Origin of the sequence: Microcoleus sp. PH2017_28_MFU_U_A, assembly GCF_020738035.1 — a bacterium.
Lineage (GTDB): Bacteria > Cyanobacteriota > Cyanobacteriia > Cyanobacteriales > Microcoleaceae > Microcoleus.
On sequence record NZ_JAEQCX010000031.1, the window covers coordinates 117,624 to 132,595 of the forward strand.

General features: G+C 46.7%; 15 protein-coding genes. 5 read left to right on the forward strand and 10 right to left on the reverse strand.

Annotation, left to right across the window (positions count from 1 at the left end):
- Positions 1 to 345 precede the first annotated feature (345 nt).
- The 4 genes from JGK14_RS05220 to JGK14_RS05235 all read right to left on the reverse strand — a co-directional run bounded on the left by JGK14_RS05220 (position 346) and on the right by JGK14_RS05235 (position 4,068).
- Positions 346 to 1,311: an RluA family pseudouridine synthase gene (locus tag JGK14_RS05220; RefSeq protein WP_293189796.1), complete on the reverse strand. Its 966-nt coding sequence runs from the start codon at positions 1,309 to 1,311 to the stop codon at positions 346 to 348.
- Positions 1,312 to 1,672: 361 nt separating this feature from the next.
- On the reverse strand, positions 1,673 to 3,115 hold the full coding sequence (locus JGK14_RS05225) for a RecQ family ATP-dependent DNA helicase (protein ID WP_325314826.1): 1,443 nt from the start codon (positions 3,113 to 3,115) through the stop codon (positions 1,673 to 1,675).
- A gap of 36 nt (positions 3,116 to 3,151) precedes the next feature.
- On the reverse strand, positions 3,152 to 3,517 hold the full coding sequence (locus tag JGK14_RS05230) for a DUF4087 domain-containing protein (protein WP_293175609.1): 366 nt from the start codon (positions 3,515 to 3,517) through the stop codon (positions 3,152 to 3,154).
- A 170-nt stretch (positions 3,518 to 3,687) separates the two neighbouring features.
- The gene (locus JGK14_RS05235) at positions 3,688 to 4,068 is read right to left on the reverse strand and encodes a hypothetical protein (protein ID WP_293175607.1); all 381 of its coding nucleotides are present in this window, start codon (positions 4,066 to 4,068) and stop codon (positions 3,688 to 3,690) included.
- 357 nt (positions 4,069 to 4,425) lie between these two features.
- Between JGK14_RS05235 and JGK14_RS05240 the strand changes: the two genes are divergently transcribed.
- Positions 4,426 to 4,980, forward strand: coding sequence for a M23 family metallopeptidase (locus tag JGK14_RS05240; protein WP_442921429.1), 555 nt, complete (start codon positions 4,426 to 4,428; stop codon positions 4,978 to 4,980).
- A gap of 380 nt (positions 4,981 to 5,360) precedes the next feature.
- Here JGK14_RS05240 and ftsH read toward each other — a convergent pair whose 3' ends face one another.
- Positions 5,361 to 7,304 (reverse strand): ATP-dependent zinc metalloprotease FtsH, encoded by a 1,944-nt coding sequence (ftsH, locus tag JGK14_RS05245; RefSeq protein WP_293175603.1) that lies wholly within the window; start codon positions 7,302 to 7,304, stop codon positions 5,361 to 5,363.
- Between the two features lie 658 nt (positions 7,305 to 7,962).
- Here ftsH and JGK14_RS05250 point away from each other — a divergent pair.
- Positions 7,963 to 8,508, forward strand: a complete 546-nt coding sequence (locus JGK14_RS05250; protein ID WP_293189799.1) for an NADPH-dependent FMN reductase — start codon at positions 7,963 to 7,965, stop codon at positions 8,506 to 8,508.
- Positions 8,509 to 8,554: 46 nt separating this feature from the next.
- Here JGK14_RS05250 and JGK14_RS05255 read toward each other — a convergent pair whose 3' ends face one another.
- Positions 8,555 to 8,785, reverse strand: coding sequence for a hypothetical protein (locus JGK14_RS05255; protein ID WP_293175599.1), 231 nt, complete (start codon positions 8,783 to 8,785; stop codon positions 8,555 to 8,557).
- 521 nt (positions 8,786 to 9,306) lie between these two features.
- Between JGK14_RS05255 and psb32 the strand changes: the two genes are divergently transcribed.
- Positions 9,307 to 10,026, forward strand: coding sequence for a photosystem II repair protein Psb32 (psb32, locus tag JGK14_RS05260; RefSeq protein ID WP_293316979.1), 720 nt, complete (start codon positions 9,307 to 9,309; stop codon positions 10,024 to 10,026).
- Positions 10,027 to 10,070: 44 nt separating this feature from the next.
- On the opposite strand, the gene JGK14_RS05265 is transcribed toward psb32, so the two are convergent.
- Positions 10,071 to 10,454, reverse strand: a complete 384-nt coding sequence (locus JGK14_RS05265) for a DUF4346 domain-containing protein (protein ID WP_293211192.1) — start codon at positions 10,452 to 10,454, stop codon at positions 10,071 to 10,073.
- A gap of 22 nt (positions 10,455 to 10,476) precedes the next feature.
- Between JGK14_RS05265 and JGK14_RS05270 the strand changes: the two genes are divergently transcribed.
- Both JGK14_RS05270 and dcm read left to right on the forward strand, forming a co-directional pair.
- Positions 10,477 to 10,614 carry a hypothetical protein gene (locus JGK14_RS05270; protein WP_293202842.1) on the forward strand — a complete coding sequence of 46 codons (138 nt, stop codon included), beginning with the start codon at positions 10,477 to 10,479 and terminating at the stop codon, positions 10,612 to 10,614.
- 101 nt (positions 10,615 to 10,715) lie between these two features.
- Positions 10,716 to 11,678, forward strand: coding sequence for a DNA (cytosine-5-)-methyltransferase (gene dcm, locus JGK14_RS05275; RefSeq protein ID WP_293198939.1), 963 nt, complete (start codon positions 10,716 to 10,718; stop codon positions 11,676 to 11,678).
- Positions 11,679 to 11,735: 57 nt separating this feature from the next.
- Here the strand turns inward: dcm and JGK14_RS05280 are convergent, their stop codons facing one another.
- From JGK14_RS05280 to JGK14_RS05290, 3 genes are all read right to left on the reverse strand, one after another.
- Positions 11,736 to 12,122: a hypothetical protein gene (locus JGK14_RS05280; protein WP_293175593.1), complete on the reverse strand. Its 387-nt coding sequence runs from the start codon at positions 12,120 to 12,122 to the stop codon at positions 11,736 to 11,738.
- Between the two features lie 128 nt (positions 12,123 to 12,250).
- Positions 12,251 to 12,661, reverse strand: coding sequence for a hypothetical protein (locus tag JGK14_RS05285; protein WP_293204483.1), 411 nt, complete (start codon positions 12,659 to 12,661; stop codon positions 12,251 to 12,253).
- Between the two features lie 162 nt (positions 12,662 to 12,823).
- Positions 12,824 to 14,632, reverse strand: coding sequence for an aspartate kinase (locus JGK14_RS05290; protein WP_293175589.1), 1,809 nt, complete (start codon positions 14,630 to 14,632; stop codon positions 12,824 to 12,826).
- Positions 14,633 to 14,972: the final 340 nt, after the last annotated feature.

A 14,972-nucleotide genomic window follows, 5' to 3' on the forward strand; every position in this document is an offset into this window, starting at 1 on the left:
TTGGTACTATTGTTTGTGTCGGGCTATGGATTTAATCGATCAGTTTTTAGGCTGAGAGAGTTTTGAGTCTTGAGTTTTGAGGTTTGAGTTTTTTATTAAACTCGGAATCCAAAACTCAGGACTCATAATTTTTTGTCCGTGGTTAGTAGTTAGTAGTTAGTGGTTAGTAGTTAGTGGTTAGTGGTTAGTAGTTAGTGGTTAGTGGTTAGTGGTTAGTGGTTAGTGGTTAGTGGTTAGTAGTGCTGTCCCCGCTCGCAAACAGTAGTAGTGCTGTCCCCGCTCGCGAACAGTAATTAGTAGTCATCAATTCCCAATTATTAATTCCCCATACTCAGTTACCAATTATCAAATATGAGCTCGCAGGCGCAATATTTTTAACAGGGTGTTGAATTGATCGGGTAAAGGCGCGATCGCCTCAATCAACTCTCCGGTTAACGGATGCTGCAATTGTAGCCGCCATGCGTGGAGGGCTTGTCCGGTTAAATTTACGCCGATGGAACGGTTGCAACTGTACATCGGGTCGCCGACTATGGGATGTTTAATTTCGGCTGTGTGGACGCGAATTTGATGGGTGCGGCCTGTTTCTAATTGATAGTGCATTAAGCAATAGTTGCCGATTCTTTCTTTGATTGTCCAGTGAGTAACGGAGGGGCGGCCGCCTTTTTCTTCTGGTACTACTGCCATTTTTTTGCGGTCTGTGGGATGCCGACCGATGGGTAGGTCTATTGTACCTGTTTCGGCGTTAGGAACTCCGTAAACTACGCCTAAATATTCCCGGCGGGCGGTTTTGCTTTTGAGTTGGGCTTGCAGGTTTTGGTGGGCGATGTCGGTTTTGGCGATCGCGATCGCACCTGTTGTATCTTTGTCTAATCTGTGGACGATTCCGGGGCGTTGAACGCCGCCGATTTCTGCGAGGGGACAGTGGGCTAACAGGGCGTTGACTAATGTACCGTCTAGATGTCCGGCGGCTGGGTGGACGACTAATCCGGCTGGTTTGTTGATGATTATTAGGCTGTCGTCTTCGTAGAGGATGTCGAGGGGAATTGCTTGGGGTTCTAATTTTGTGGGCTGGGCTTCGGGTAAAGTGATGTGGATGCGATCGCCCGTTTTGACTGATATTTTTTTCGAGGTGCAGGTTGCGTCGTTGACTTTGACGTTGCCTTGTGATATCAGGGTTTGGATTCGCGATCTCGATAAGTCTGGTATCTGGTTTGACAGCCAAATATCTAATCGCTGAGTGACATTAGTTTGATTAAATTCCTCTGTATTTTCTACTGTATATATCTGTGCCGTAGTGTTTGTTTCTATCATTTAATTTTTACTGTTTTTTGCCTTTATTAAGCAGGAATTGCGTAAAAAGAAGACAGGGCGGTTGAAACCGCGTCTATAAAAACAAAACCCGCCTCCGCGGGTTGAAGACAAAGGCAATTAAAATTACCAGAAAGAATTGGTTGAAAGCCTCTCCCTTTGAGGGAGAAATTAAAATCAGACTATTCATTGCTCCAATCCTCTTCCTTCTAGGTAGAGGTCGCTCTCAAACTGTCAACTGTCAACTGTCAACTGTTGAAGTTATCCTCTCTTAGTCCGCGGAGGCGGACATCGTTTGTATAGCAGCGGTTTCAACCGCCGTCTGCTCTTTATATTCTAACATTTTTTAGTCTAATTGTCAATTTCACCGACAATTATCACAGTGCCCGCAGCGCATAGATGTAGCTTCCTTGGTAAAGCCAAAAGCTTGCAGCAAAAATTGCCACCTGCACTCCCGATGCTTGAGATATTTTGCCATTTCTTCGGGGGCGGTAAAGTTTTGTTTGCCACCTTTTTGTTGTGCGGATTTGTCGATCGCATAATTGAAAGGATCTTCCCATCTTAACTGTCCGCTGCTGTGCAAGATCGAAAGGGCGATCGCACTTTCAGGGAATTCCCGCCCCACAGCATCTGCATCGCCCTTAGCCGGGAGTTGTTTCGCCAACTGCTGGGCTTCTCGAAATTGCGATCGCAATTTGTCTTGAAAAAATTGTGCTCTTTGTTTGTCATCGGGATAAAGCAAACCCGTCGGTTCGCTAATCAACGTCAGGGCGATCGCAGATTTGCCGTCGCGTCCGCCTCTACCTATTTCCTGAATGTATTCCGATAATAGCAAAGGTGCTTGAAAATGAACAACCCAGCGCACATCCGGCTTATTAATTCCCATCCCGAAGGCGCAGCTACAAACAACAAATTTCAGATCGTTATTCAGCCAAGCTGTTTCTATTTTTCGCCGCGATTCTGGACTCAAACCTGCATGATAGGCTGCCGTTTTATAACCCGCATCTTCCAACAAATCCGCCAAGTTTTCGCTATCTTTTCTAGTGCGGACGTAGACTAAACCTGCTTCTTTTGGTCGAGCTTTGATAAAATTTAATAACTGTTGTCTCCGCCCTCTGCGTGTCCAGACAGTTTGCACTTGCAGGTGCAGGTTAGAACGGTACGGACTGAGCAAAAAAGCTTCCGGCTTGTGTAGTTGCAAGACTTTGTTGATTGTTTGCTGCGCTTGGGGGTTGGCGGTGGCGGTGAAAGCTGCGATCGCAATTTTAGTTCCTTCCGGCTTAGATTTTAACAAAGCCGATCGCACTGTACCCAAACGGCGGTAAGCTGGTCGAAAAGTATCGCCCCACTGGACTAAACAGTGAGCTTCATCTAATATTAAACCGTTGATTGGGATGTGCGGCTGACTGATAATTGCCCAAACAGGTTTGCTGAGTAATGTTTCGGGAGACAGGTACAGCAATCTCAACTTGTTTTGTTGCAGCGATTGCATAGTTTGTTGGCGCTGCTGTGTTGGCAATTGACTGTGGAGGAGGGCAGCGGGTAAATTGCGATCGCGCAATTCTTGCACTTGATTTTCCATCAGTGCGACTAACGGCGAAATCACCAAAGTTAAGCCTGTTTGTAATAAAGCTGGCAGTTGAAAGCAGATTGATTTGCCACCACCTGTCGGCATAATTATCATTGTATCTTTCCCGGCTAACAAACTGCTGACGATTTCTCCTTGAGGCGGCCGAAAGTCGTCGTATCCCCAGATTTGTTTGAAGGCGGCGCGGGCTTGATTTAATGATGTTGGTTCGTATTTCATTTTACTGAGTTAAAAAAATGTCTAGTTTTGCCACAACTAACGAATTTTTGGTAAATTCGGATCTTGGCGACAAGTCGAGAGTGGTAATTGTTCGCCACCTTGTATCGTGGTAATTCTGATTCGATTTCTATCTGTTACCACATCCAAACAAGCACAACCATATCCATAATTGACATTAGTTTTGACATATTCATCGTCGTTAAAAGGAGGAATATTATCCATTCCTCCGGCTTGATATCCCCCTTGCGCCGAGATAATCCACTGAGCATATTTGTCTTTGAGATACCAATTAGCAGGCGTGGGATTAATCAACCATCCGCACCTGGTTTCAGCCGCTTTCGCAGGAATAACAACGATCGAAAAAGATGAGATAATTGCAGGTATCAACCACTTTAGTTTCATAGCTTTACATTGTAATTTTTGAGCGACAATCATACAGGAATTACCTGCTTCAACAAAAGAAACCGGGTTTTTTAGCGAATCTGCGGGTGACAACGAAATATTGTCGCAAAAACCCGGTTTCTGACTACCTGCGCGTCCAGGAGTGTCCCAAATCCAAAATCTAAAATTGCCTAAGACTCGCCGTCTCGGCGCCCGAGTTCGTACACGCCACCGCCAATACAGGCGATCGTCCCCATAGATACCGCCCAACTGGCACCCAACGACAATTCGACGCCCCAATTGCACAATCCGCCCACAATCAAAAAGGGCAGAATACTCAACAGGGAAGCATAAAAGGCATTTTGAGCTTCTCGGGCTTGGCGGGTTCTCTCAAACTCCGCTTCCGAGGTGTAGAGGGATCTTTCGGCAAAATTCATCCAGCGGTTGAGTTGCAGGATTACCCATTCTGTGATGGGTGAGAGACCCCAATACAGGGCTAAAGACCATAATGACGCACCGGCGATCGCAGTTGCGTCTATGGCAAAACTAAAAGGAAAAATTTCAGTAAGCATTGCTTGATGTGTGTTATAAATTTGAGATTTCAGACGACATCCAAAATCCCCGAACTACTATAGTGTCAAGCAAAAGCTCGATCGAATTCAACCGCAGCCGAAATTCTGAGGCCATTTTTTTTTGCCTTACCCCCGCGTAAATGCCCGGAAGCCTTGACACGGGTTTTGGATGGAGTAAGATACACGTTGTTGATAAACTGATTCGCGAAGGAAGGGTAGATATCAGACGCCATCTTGCAGCGAATTGGCACTCCTCAACGCACACTCGCACACACATTCAACTTGTTCGCCGTGAAAAAAATCCTGCAAGACTCTAGAGGCCCGCTGACGGTAAAACGCTTTTTTCGTTTCAGACAGATGCTGCTGCTGGCACTTTCGATCGGCATTGTGTTGATCAGCCCTTATTTGCAGCAGCAGGTGGTCAAAGCTCAGTCAGGTTTACCAAGCAGAGTAGCGACGGGTAATTTGTGGCAAGAAGCTTCTTTTCCAGTGGAAAGTTTTGAAGCCTATACTTCCCCCTTCGGCCCCCGCGGCGGGGATTTTCATTACGGTTTGGACATGGCGGCCCCGGAAGGCAGCTACATCCGCAATTGGTGGGGGGGTCAAGTTGTGGAAGTTTGGGAAGATGGCAGGTGCGGTACTGGTATGGTAGTGCGATCGGGAAATTGGGATCACATCTACTGTCACCTCAAAGGTAGGGTGCAAACCGCTAACGGCGGGCGTTATTATATCGATCGTGAAGGCGGCCTGCAAATTTGGCAGGGTCAAACTGTGCCGGCCGGTGCGAGAATTGCCAGAGTCGGTATGACAGGGCGCACGAGTGGGCCTCACCTGCATTGGGGATTGAAGTACGGCGGCCGCTGGGTAGATCCGGCTTTGGTACTTCGTGAAATGTATTCCAATCAATCTTAATTAGTCTGGGAATGAGGACTGAAGTCCTCACTACAAACTTGTAATTTTTAGGTTTGTAGTGAGGACTTTAGTCCTAATTCTTCTTAGTTTGTAGTGAGGACTTTAGTCCTAATTCTTCCAAAAAGAAGGACTGAAGTCCTCACTACAAACCTTACTGTAGTGAGGACTTTAGTCTTAATTCTTCCAAAAAGAAGGACTGAAGTCCTCACTACAAACCGGGAGCATCTCAGTTTTGCATTTATAGTGCGAGCGTCCCCGCTCGCGTGCTTGTATACGCACGCGAGCGGGGACGCTCGCACTGTGAAGAAAAAATGCTTCTTGCAAAACTGAGATGCTCCCCTACAAACCTTACTGCAAACATTTAATCACTGCTGACTAATTCACGTTGGGGCTAACTCTTTTTTTGTTGTCAACTCGGTGTATCGATCGACAATTCGGCGAAATTCCTCACCATCGATGGTTTCTTCATCCAACAGCGCTTCGACCAGCTTGTCTACCAAAGCGCGGTTTTCGCGGATAATTTGGCGGGCTTCTTCGTAGCAGTGAATAGCGATTTCTCGGACTTGCCGATCGATCTTCATCGCCATTGCTTCAGAATAATCCGATCGCGAATTCCAGTCTCGGCCCAAAAACACCTCATTGTTCGGACTTTCCAAAGCCACAGGCCCCAAATCCGACATTCCGTAAAGCGTTACCATCTGTCTCGCTAGCTTGCTGACTTCTGTGATATCGCTGCTGGCGCCCAGAGTTACTTCCGCATCGCCGTAAACTTCTGCCTCCGCAGCCCGTCCTCCCAAAGCTACAGTAATCCGGCTTAACAGCCACGCCCGACTCCTCAAACCTTCGCTGTCAAGCATTTCTTCGTCGAGTACGTAGTTGGCAAAGCCTGCGATGCCACCGGAACGGGGAATGATCGTTACTTTTTCTAGGGTGTCGGTATTTTTGAGCATAGTTGATACGAGGGCGTGTCCGATTTCGTGGTATGCTACCAGCCACTTTTTCTTACTGTCGAGCAGCGGATTCAGAGTCAGCCCGATCGTAATTCGGTCGATCGCATCATTAACTTCCAAAGTACCAATCGTGTCTTTGCGTCGCCTCGCTGTCAGAATAGCTGCTTCATTGAGCAAGTTTGCCAAATCAGCGCCGGAAAAGCCTGGAGTGCGACGGGCAATCATGTCTAGGGCAACTTCCTCGTCGAGTTTTTTGTTGCGCGCGTGCACTTCCAAAATCCCCAAACGCCCTTTGTAACTGGGCAAATCTACCGTTACTTGGCGATCGAACCTACCGGGCCGCAGCAAGGCAGTATCGAGCACGTCGGGGCGGTTAGTAGCTGCAATCACAATCACGCCGCTGTTACCCTCAAAGCCGTCCATCTCTGTCAGCAACTGATTGAGAGTTTGTTCGCGTTCGTCATTTCCGCCGCCAATACCAGCACCGCGCTGCCTTCCTACGGCGTCTATTTCATCGATGAAGACGATGCAGGGCGCATTTTCTTTAGCTTTGCGGAACAAGTCGCGGACGCGGGAGGCGCCGACTCCGACGAACATTTCCACAAATTCGGAACCGGAGATGCTGAAGAATGGGACGGCTGCTTCACCTGCGATCGCTTTTGCCAACATGGTTTTACCTGTTCCCGGAGGCCCGATTAACAGAACTCCTCTGGGAATTTTGGCGCCGATGGCGTTGAAGCGTTCGGGTTTTTTCAGGAAAGTGACAACTTCTTGCAGTTCTTCTTTAGCTTCTTCGATTCCTGCTACGTCGTCGAACATCACGCCGGTTTTGGCTTCCATTTGGAAACGGGCTCGGGATTTGCCGAAGTTCATGGCATTTCCTTGCGATTGGGTCGATCGGCGCAGGATAGCCATCAACACTGCCAACACTGCAAAAATTACCAGCAAGTTTACTACTAAACTAACTGCGGCCGCGTTGTCGGCTGTTTGTTTGACTTCAAAGTCGATCTTTTTGGCGCGGATTTGCGAGTAGAGTTCTCGGTTGTTGTAGTCGAAGAGAGTAACAATTTGCGCCTGATCGCTTTTTTGATCTTTTAGCCTAACTTTGGCAGTTCTTTGGATTTCATCTATTTCGACTTTACTGACTTGTCCTTTTTCTATGTTGTCGATGAGTTGGCTGTAACTCATCGTGTTGTTTGGCGCGCTGTCGGCAAACACCGGGGTAGAGAGCAATATTCCTTGAGAAATCACCAAACTACCCAGGATGCGCCAAAGATTTCGTCCTGGAATTGATTTTTTAGGATTCTGCTGGCTCGATTTGTCTTTGTTTTCAGCTAGATGTCCCAGCCATGCGTGTTTCCAAGAATTTTTCATATTACTTTTTGCCCAAGGTGGAATACTGCCAAGATTGACCGCTTGTGGTTTGCTACGTTCGTTTATTTTAACAAGATGCCGGGTGTTCAATGGGTTTATCTGTCGATGACATCTCAATAGGTACCTGAAGATGCAGGATTTTGAACCCACTGCGACTCAGAAACCGGGTTTTTTCGCGGCATCAGGGGCTTTCACCAAGAATTTTGGCAAAAACCCGGTTTCTCTGTCCCTCCACTGAACTTACCAGAAAGAATTCGTTTAAAGCCGGAACCTTGAGCGGGAGAAATTAAAATCCGACTATTCATTACTCCAATCCTCGGACTTCCAGGTAGAGGTCGCTCTTAACTGTCAACTGTCAACTGTCAACTGAATTTACGCACTGCGACTCAGAAACCGGGTTTTTTACCAAATCTGTCGGCTCTCACCAAGAATTTTGGCAAAAACCCGGTTTCTCGGCCCCTCCCACTCTCTGCGACTCAGAAACCGGGTTTTTTACCAAATCTGTGGCTTTCACCAAGAATCTTGGCAAAAACCCGGTTTCTCGGCCACGTCAAATCCCAAATCTAAAATCGATTGACATTTGCCGATCGCACTTGTTAGACTAATCATAGTCGTAATGAGTACGTCTTAGTCAAGCAGTTATTGTTTTTCAACTCCTATGGTAAAGATTGTCGGCATTGGTGGAAGTTTGCGGGCTGGCTCCTACAGCCAGTTAGCGCTGACGGTAGCAGCAGGACGGATGCAGGCCCTGGGCGCAGAAGTTGAAATATTCGATTTGCGATCGCTCGATCTGCCATTCTGCAATGGCGAGAATGATTATCACGATTACCCGGATGTGGAAAAGCTGCGGAATGCGGTACGCCAAGCCGACGGTTTAATTTTGGCAACGCCGGAGTATCACGGTAGCGTTAGCGGTGTTCTCAAGAATGCCCTGGATTTGATGAGTTTCGAGCATTTGGACGGGAAAGTTGCGGGTGCAATCAGCGTGTTGGGAGGACAAGTCAACAACAACGCCCTTAACGATTTGCGAACGATTCTGAGATGGGTACACGCTTGGGTAATTCCCGAACAAATTGCGATCGGACAAGCTTGGAAAGCTTTTAGTCCTGATGGTAAATTGTTGGATGAAAAACTGTCTCAAAGGTTCGATGAATTTGCTATGAGTTTGGTAGAAAATACTAAAAAATTGCGAGGAATTTCGTAACACATTTTCCTAACTGTCAACTGTCAACTGTCAACTGTCAACTGAATTAAAATGGCATATCGATCGCATCCCCGAAAGGATGCGGTACGTCGATCGGCATTCTTCCGGGTTTAGACTCATAGTTGTCAATCCACTTTTTGGCCAATTCCAAAGCTTCCTCTTCAGTTTTGGCATTTTGGACGGCGACGTGGCGGTTGCCGCAGCTATCCCAAACTTCGACGTAGAATACTTTCTGGGATTGAAGAATCCAACCTTTATAAGTGTCTGCTGGTTCCATACTTAAAATCGTAAAATAATCCGGCGGGGAGTTGGACTGACGACCTAATTATAAATATTGCACCGTGTAAAATGAATTTTACAGGGGGTTCTATAGTATTTTTGGAAAAAAGTCAGTGTTACGGTTAACCTCGTCATTGACCCCAGCCCAAAGGCATGGGGCTTGAAAGAGGAAGGCTCACCACCTTCACAAATTCAGGACTAAACCAGTGTCTAGCCTACGTCTTTAAGACAAACTGAACTGTCTGGGAGTGGTATCCCGCAAAACGTTAAGAATGCCACCGCAGCGTTTTTAACCACTTTGGCAGTCAGTGGCGAAGGGAAATATACACCTAGAAATAGGGCTTACCGCAACTTTTCGGTAGCAAACACTATGCGTACAGGGTCGCAAAATTTGAAACGGTAATTGTCCCGTTGAAAGTGCAACACTTTCATCACACCGAACTCTTGCGACTCCAAGGCGGTAGTAACAACAAATGTAAAGCCGTCCTGAAAGGACGGGGTTTCAAACCCATTTTTCTGATGACTAGACTAGAGCAATTATTTAACTGGAGAAATTATCTCCAACAAGCGGCTGTGACGATCGCGATCGTCCTGATCGCATCCCAGATAGCGGTATTGCCGGCATTGGCGACGGGCGTTTACGAAATGCCAGTGTTGTCGGCGGGCGATCGAACTTGGGTGTGGGACAAAGGCGACGTACTCAGCCGGAGTACCGAAAGCAACGTCAGCAGCGTGCTCGACACCCTGGAACAGAAAACAGGAAAACAAGTCAGGTTTGTCACTATCCACCGCCTAGACTACGGCGAAACGGCTGCGACTTTCACCGACCAACTGTTTGAACAGTGGTTTCCCGCAAAAGAAGACCAGGATAACCAAATTTTACTCGTTCTCGACACTGTTACCAACAGCGCGGGAATTCGCACCGGCGAAGGGGTAAAGTCACTGCTAAGCGATGAAATTGCCCAGAGTGTAGCTGGGGAAACTGTGCAAGTGCCGCTGCGAGAAGGTAATAAATACAACGAGGCATTTTCCGAAGCTAGTTCCCGGATTGCGACTGTGATGTCCGGCGAACCAGATCCGGGCGCGCCTAAAGTTGTTGATAACATTCAAGTTGAAGGCACGTTTAAAAAAGCTGAAGAAACAGACCAAGGTAATGCCACAGTTGTTGTGGTTGTGCTGTTGGTGTTGGCGACAGTGATTCCGATGGTGACTTATTTCTGGTACCAAGGTTTTTCTTGAACAGTTGACAGTTGACAGTTGACAGTTGACAGTTGACGCTGGGACTAATCTTGAACGTATTCTCGATCGCTCAACAAAGCAAGTTCTGCCCGCACAAATTCCCGTCCCAGATAAGCCGCGTGATCGAACATTGTCACCGGGCTGGGGCGGGTTTCTTCTAGGATTTTGACGCAAAGTTCTTTGGCGGTTCTGCCGCTAAAAAGCGTGCACTGAGTGCGTTCTACTTTGCCGCGGGCGGGGATGGGTTTGCCGGTTTCGGGATCGACGGCGAGGCCGCGATCGTCGATAATGTTGGTGAAGTGTTTGGCGCAAATTAGGCTGGTTTCGCGATCGATGTAAATGATGAAGTAGCCGCCCGGATCGAGGTCGATGTGGCGTTTGGACAGCTTGTCGTCGATGGCGGTGAGGTTTTCCAAGGTTTGACTCATGGTTGGTGAAAGGAAGTAGATAATGGCTGTATTTGGTTCTGCTATTTCTAGTTTAGTGGGCTGCGGGACAAGTTTGGGAGTTTTTTGGGCGATCGACATTCTACCCGATATCTGCATACACGGCAATTCCCTGTGGGATGTCGGTTTTTGTTTAGATTAGTTTTTTGAACCACAGAGAGCGCAGAGAGCGCAGAGTGGAAGAAGAGAGAGGAACAAAATCTGTTATTATTAGATTTAGTAATGTTTTACGTTAAATTATAGATGAAATTTATAGACTTATTTTCAGGCATAGGAGGTTTCAGACAAGGTTTTGAAAAAATGGGCTTTGAATGTGTTTTTTCCTGCGAAATTAACAGCAAATGCCGGGAAGTGTACGCAGATAATTTCGGAGAATTGCCTTTTCCAGACATCAGTAACATCAATCCAGCCGAGTTGGCAGACTTTGATGTTTTAGTAGCTGGGTTTCCGTGCCAACCTTTTAGCATCTGCGGCAAAAAGCTGGGTTTTGAAGATACTAGAGGGACGCTGTTTTTCGAGATTTGTAAAATTATTAAAGTAAAGCAACCTCAAGTAGTTGTTCTGGAAAATGTCAAGCATTTAATCCATCACAACAAGGGAAATACCTTAAAAGTAATTATTGCCAGCCTTGAAGATTTGGGATACAGCGTAAATCATCAAATTCTAAATGCTAAAGACTTTGGCATTCCTCAACATCGCGAACGAATATTCATTATTGCAACTAAGGGTAAAGAATTCAATTTTTTTCGACTTAAAACCAAGTTTCCGCCAAAACTCAGGGAATTTCTAGACGAGACAGGAGATTTTGAAATATTGGACAAATCCGAGTATACTTTAATTGAATATCCGAGAAAGCAGGATTCGGGATTGTTATTTGTAGGCTATAGGAATAAAGGTACTTGGAAAACTGGCGTCAGGCCGAATACAGAACATTTATCGAGAGTTCACAGACAGCCGAATCGCATTTATTCGGTGGATGGCGTGCATCCGACAATTCCTTCGCAAGAAACATCGGGCAGGTTTTTTATCTATTTTCGCGATCGAGATTTGGTGCGAAAGCTGACGCTGAAGGAATGCTACCGTCTGATGGGTTTTCCTGAAGATTTTAAGAGTTATCCGAGTGCGGGGGAAAGTTACAAGCAAATTGGAAATTCGGTTTGCGTGCCGGTGGTGGAGGCGATCGCGAAAGAAATACTCGACGGTTGAAACCGCCGAGTATTATCAGGGGTTTTTAACCCGGATTTAATTTGCAAACTTGCTCAGCTATGTTTGCGAAGGTGTCCATACAATTCTCGATCGCTCTGCTAACAAATCAGCTAATCTTTCAGCCCTGTCTCGGTCATCTGTCACATAAGGTAAACCGACAATCTGAGCGTGGGATGCTGAATCAGGTACTGCATCTAAACCTAATTCACGAATTTGTCCTACTTGCAGACTAGCAACTCCGTAACAATTTCTGAATTTTGCTGCACATTGTTCGGGTGAACAAACACTGGCAATTGTTACCGATAAACCAGGCTCATTGGGTCGAAGTAAATAAGCGAAAAGTAAAACTATATCGCTGGTTTCATCAATCCATTGTCTCCGAAGTAAAGCTCTATAGACAATAGCACTGTCAGCTAAAGAATCGAATTCATAGTTTGTAGTCATAAGTATTTAGTCATAAAAATGTCATTCGCAGAACAAATTGGATAAATTTTATCCACGAACAATAATTATTATAGCACTTCATTACATATTTAAGACTGCATCTGAGTGACTCCTCTAAAATTTATCAGTCATACCTGGTTAAACCACTCTAGCCAATGAACTAACGTTGACGCGGAAATGAGATCTTCCGATTTATATTCCTGATTCTTCTGATGATAAATGTAAGCTTTCCCCTCGGCATTAGATGGGCAGAATAACCTGACTCTACAATCAGCATTTCTATTTTGCCAAGCCAGTCTAATACTACCTTGGTCATCTGTACCAATCGAGCATTTAGGAAAACTGTTCCCCATACTATCATAGGCTTCAGCAATTAATTTCATCGCTGTCCTGAAAGCATATTCAGTTGGTCTTAAAATTCCGTACTCATCCTCTTCTTCTAAATCTAAAAGTTCTAGCAGACCTTCAACAGTGATGCGAAAATTCGATAAACCGCTATTGCTGCTGGTATCAGTAATTTTTTCGTTAGCTACTGTCATAAGATTAAATTCCTTTTAGTCGATCGCCAATTCGATCCTAACACAGTTTAATGCTCGGGAATTTGCAGTAAGAACTTTTGTTGCTAGTTCATAATAAATTAGGACTGAAGTCCTTACTACAAACCTGTAAGAAAGGACTAAAGTCCTGAGTCCGAACCTTTATCAGGCGGGAACTTGGATTCTTTCACTCCCCGAAAGCTCAAACGCGGCGTGAATTGCTTTCAAAGCTGTGACACCCTGCGCCTCATCCACAACGCAGCTAATCTTAATCTCAGAAGTCGCAATCATTTGAATGTTGATTTTGTGCTGCGAAAGCGCTTCAAACATCTTTGCCGCTACTCCCGGATGCGCTACCATCCCGGAACCTACTACGCTAACTTTGGCGATTTCTGTATCGACTGCGACTTCGCCCCAGCCGAATTCAACTGCTGATTTTTCCAAGACTGTTTTCGCAGATTCGGCGTCAATTTGTGCTACGGTAAATGCAATATCGCGGGTTAAGATGCCGTCGATATTGTGGCAGCGTTGCGATTGAATGATTGTATCTACGCTGATATTTTCTTCGGCTAACAGTCCGAACAGTTTTGCTGCTACTCCAGGGCGATCGGGTAATTGGCGAATTGCCAGACGCGCTTGATTGAGATCCAACGCTACAGCCCTGACTGCGGGCGGTTTGTTCGATGAGGAATGCAGCCCGACAGGGGAGTTGGCGACATCAAATGCTTTGCAGAGTTCGGCAACTGCCCGATCGCAATCCGTAGCATCGATCGTACAACTAACTTTGACCTCGGAAGTGGAAATCATCTGAATGTTAATTCCCGCATCCGCCAAAGTCTTAAACATCTCGGCTGCTACCCTCGGCCGCCCGATCATTCCCGCACCCGCAATGCTAACTTTAGCTATGGGTCGTTCCTCTGCTTTCACTTCGGGTTCCCCCAATTCTGGGCGAGAATTCTTACCCAAGGCGGGGACAATTGCATCTGCAACCGCGACAGCTTGATTCAGCGAATTTCGCCTGACTGTAAAGGCGATATCGTTCGTATTTCCTTCGTGAATTGATTGGATAATTAAGTCTACATCGAGATTTTGCTGCGCGATCGCACCAAACAACCGCGCTGCTACTCCCGGGCGATCGGGCAAACGCAACAGCGACACCCCCGCCTGATCCAAGTCAAATTCCACCGCATCGACCGCTTTTGCGAGCTCCAAGCCCTCCAAAGGCCGGGGTTGGGGGGGAGGCGACACCACCCGCGTACCGGGGGCGTCACTCCAGCTAGAAAGCACGATCAGCGGCACGCCGTAATTTTTGGCAATCTCGACGGCGCGCGGATGCAGGACTTTTGCACCCAAACTCGCCAATTCCAGCATTTCGTCGCAGGTGATCTCATCCATCAATTGCGCGTCGGCTACCAAGCGCGGATCTGTAGTTAGAATTCCGGGCACGTCGGTATAAATTTCGCATCTGTCGGCCCGCAGCGCTGCGGCGAGGGCTACTGCTGTGGTATCGGAACCGCCGCGCCCCAAGGTGGTGATTTCCAATTCTCCGGCGTCGGCGATGCCTTGAAAACCGGCAACGACGACAACTTTTCCGCTATTTAACTGGGTTTCCATGCGCGCCGGATCGATTCGCAAAATCCGGGCGCGGGTGTGGGCGGCTTCGGTGACAATCCCGACTTGGGCGCCGGTGAGGGAAATGGCGGGCTGTCCCATTTCCTGCAATGCCATACTCAAAAGTGCGATCGATACTTGTTCCCCAGTGGAAAGCAACATATCCATTTCCCGTTTGTTGGGATTTGGGGAAATTTCCTTAGCGAGTTTCACTAAACCGTCGGTGGTTTTCCCCATTGCTGAAAGTACGACGACGAGGGAGTTTCCAAGCTGTACTGTTTTGACTACTCGTCGGGCTACTTCTAAAATGCGATCGACTGTACCAACCGATGTTCCACCATATTTCTGAACAATTAGTGCCATAGGACTTACACAAAAGTGATGCAATACTTTACTAATCAATTAATATACGCAAATTCTGGATTAGAACCGATGTCAATCTTGTTTTTGGGGCTGGTAGCTGCCAATCAAGAAACCGGGTTTTTGGCGAGATTGAGGGTTTGAATCGAATACTTGGGCGAAAAAACCCGGTTTCTCGTCACCGCTGCTTCAACAGTTGACAGTTGACAGTTGACAGTTGACAGTTGACAGTTTGAGAGCGACCTCTACCCTTAAGTCCGAGGATTGGAGTAATGAATAGTCTGATTTTAAAAACCGGGTTTTTGGGAGATTGAGGATTTTTTGCGAATATTTTGGCGGAAAA

Bases quoted from the DNA above. Each gene is read 5' to 3' on its own strand.
- JGK14_RS05240 (WP_442921429.1), top strand. From the start codon at position 4,426: ATGCTGCTGCTGGCACTTTCGATCGGCATTGTGTTGATCAGCCCTTAT.
- JGK14_RS05290 (WP_293175589.1), bottom strand. From the start codon at position 14,632: ATGGCACTAATTGTTCAGAAATATGGTGGAACATCGGTTGGTACAGTC.
- JGK14_RS05270 (WP_293202842.1), top strand. From the start codon at position 10,477: ATGGCTGTATTTGGTTCTGCTATTTCTAGTTTAGTGGGCTGCGGGACA.
- JGK14_RS05285 (WP_293204483.1), bottom strand. From the start codon at position 12,661: ATGACAGTAGCTAACGAAAAAATTACTGATACCAGCAGCAATAGCGGT.
- dcm (WP_293198939.1), top strand. From the start codon at position 10,716: ATGAAATTTATAGACTTATTTTCAGGCATAGGAGGTTTCAGACAAGGT.
- JGK14_RS05265 (WP_293211192.1), bottom strand. From the start codon at position 10,454: ATGAGTCAAACCTTGGAAAACCTCACCGCCATCGACGACAAGCTGTCC.
- ftsH (WP_293175603.1), bottom strand. From the start codon at position 7,304: ATGAAAAATTCTTGGAAACACGCATGGCTGGGACATCTAGCTGAAAAC.
- psb32 (WP_293316979.1), top strand. From the start codon at position 9,307: ATGACTAGACTAGAGCAATTATTTAACTGGAGAAATTATCTCCAACAA.
- JGK14_RS05230 (WP_293175609.1), bottom strand. From the start codon at position 3,517: ATGAAACTAAAGTGGTTGATACCTGCAATTATCTCATCTTTTTCGATC.
- JGK14_RS05225 (WP_325314826.1), bottom strand. From the start codon at position 3,115: ATGAAATACGAACCAACATCATTAAATCAAGCCCGCGCCGCCTTCAAA.
- JGK14_RS05250 (WP_293189799.1), top strand. From the start codon at position 7,963: ATGGTAAAGATTGTCGGCATTGGTGGAAGTTTGCGGGCTGGCTCCTAC.
- JGK14_RS05220 (WP_293189796.1), bottom strand. From the start codon at position 1,311: ATGATAGAAACAAACACTACGGCACAGATATATACAGTAGAAAATACA.
- JGK14_RS05235 (WP_293175607.1), bottom strand. From the start codon at position 4,068: ATGCTTACTGAAATTTTTCCTTTTAGTTTTGCCATAGACGCAACTGCG.
- JGK14_RS05280 (WP_293175593.1), bottom strand. From the start codon at position 12,122: ATGACTACAAACTATGAATTCGATTCTTTAGCTGACAGTGCTATTGTC.
- JGK14_RS05255 (WP_293175599.1), bottom strand. From the start codon at position 8,785: ATGGAACCAGCAGACACTTATAAAGGTTGGATTCTTCAATCCCAGAAA.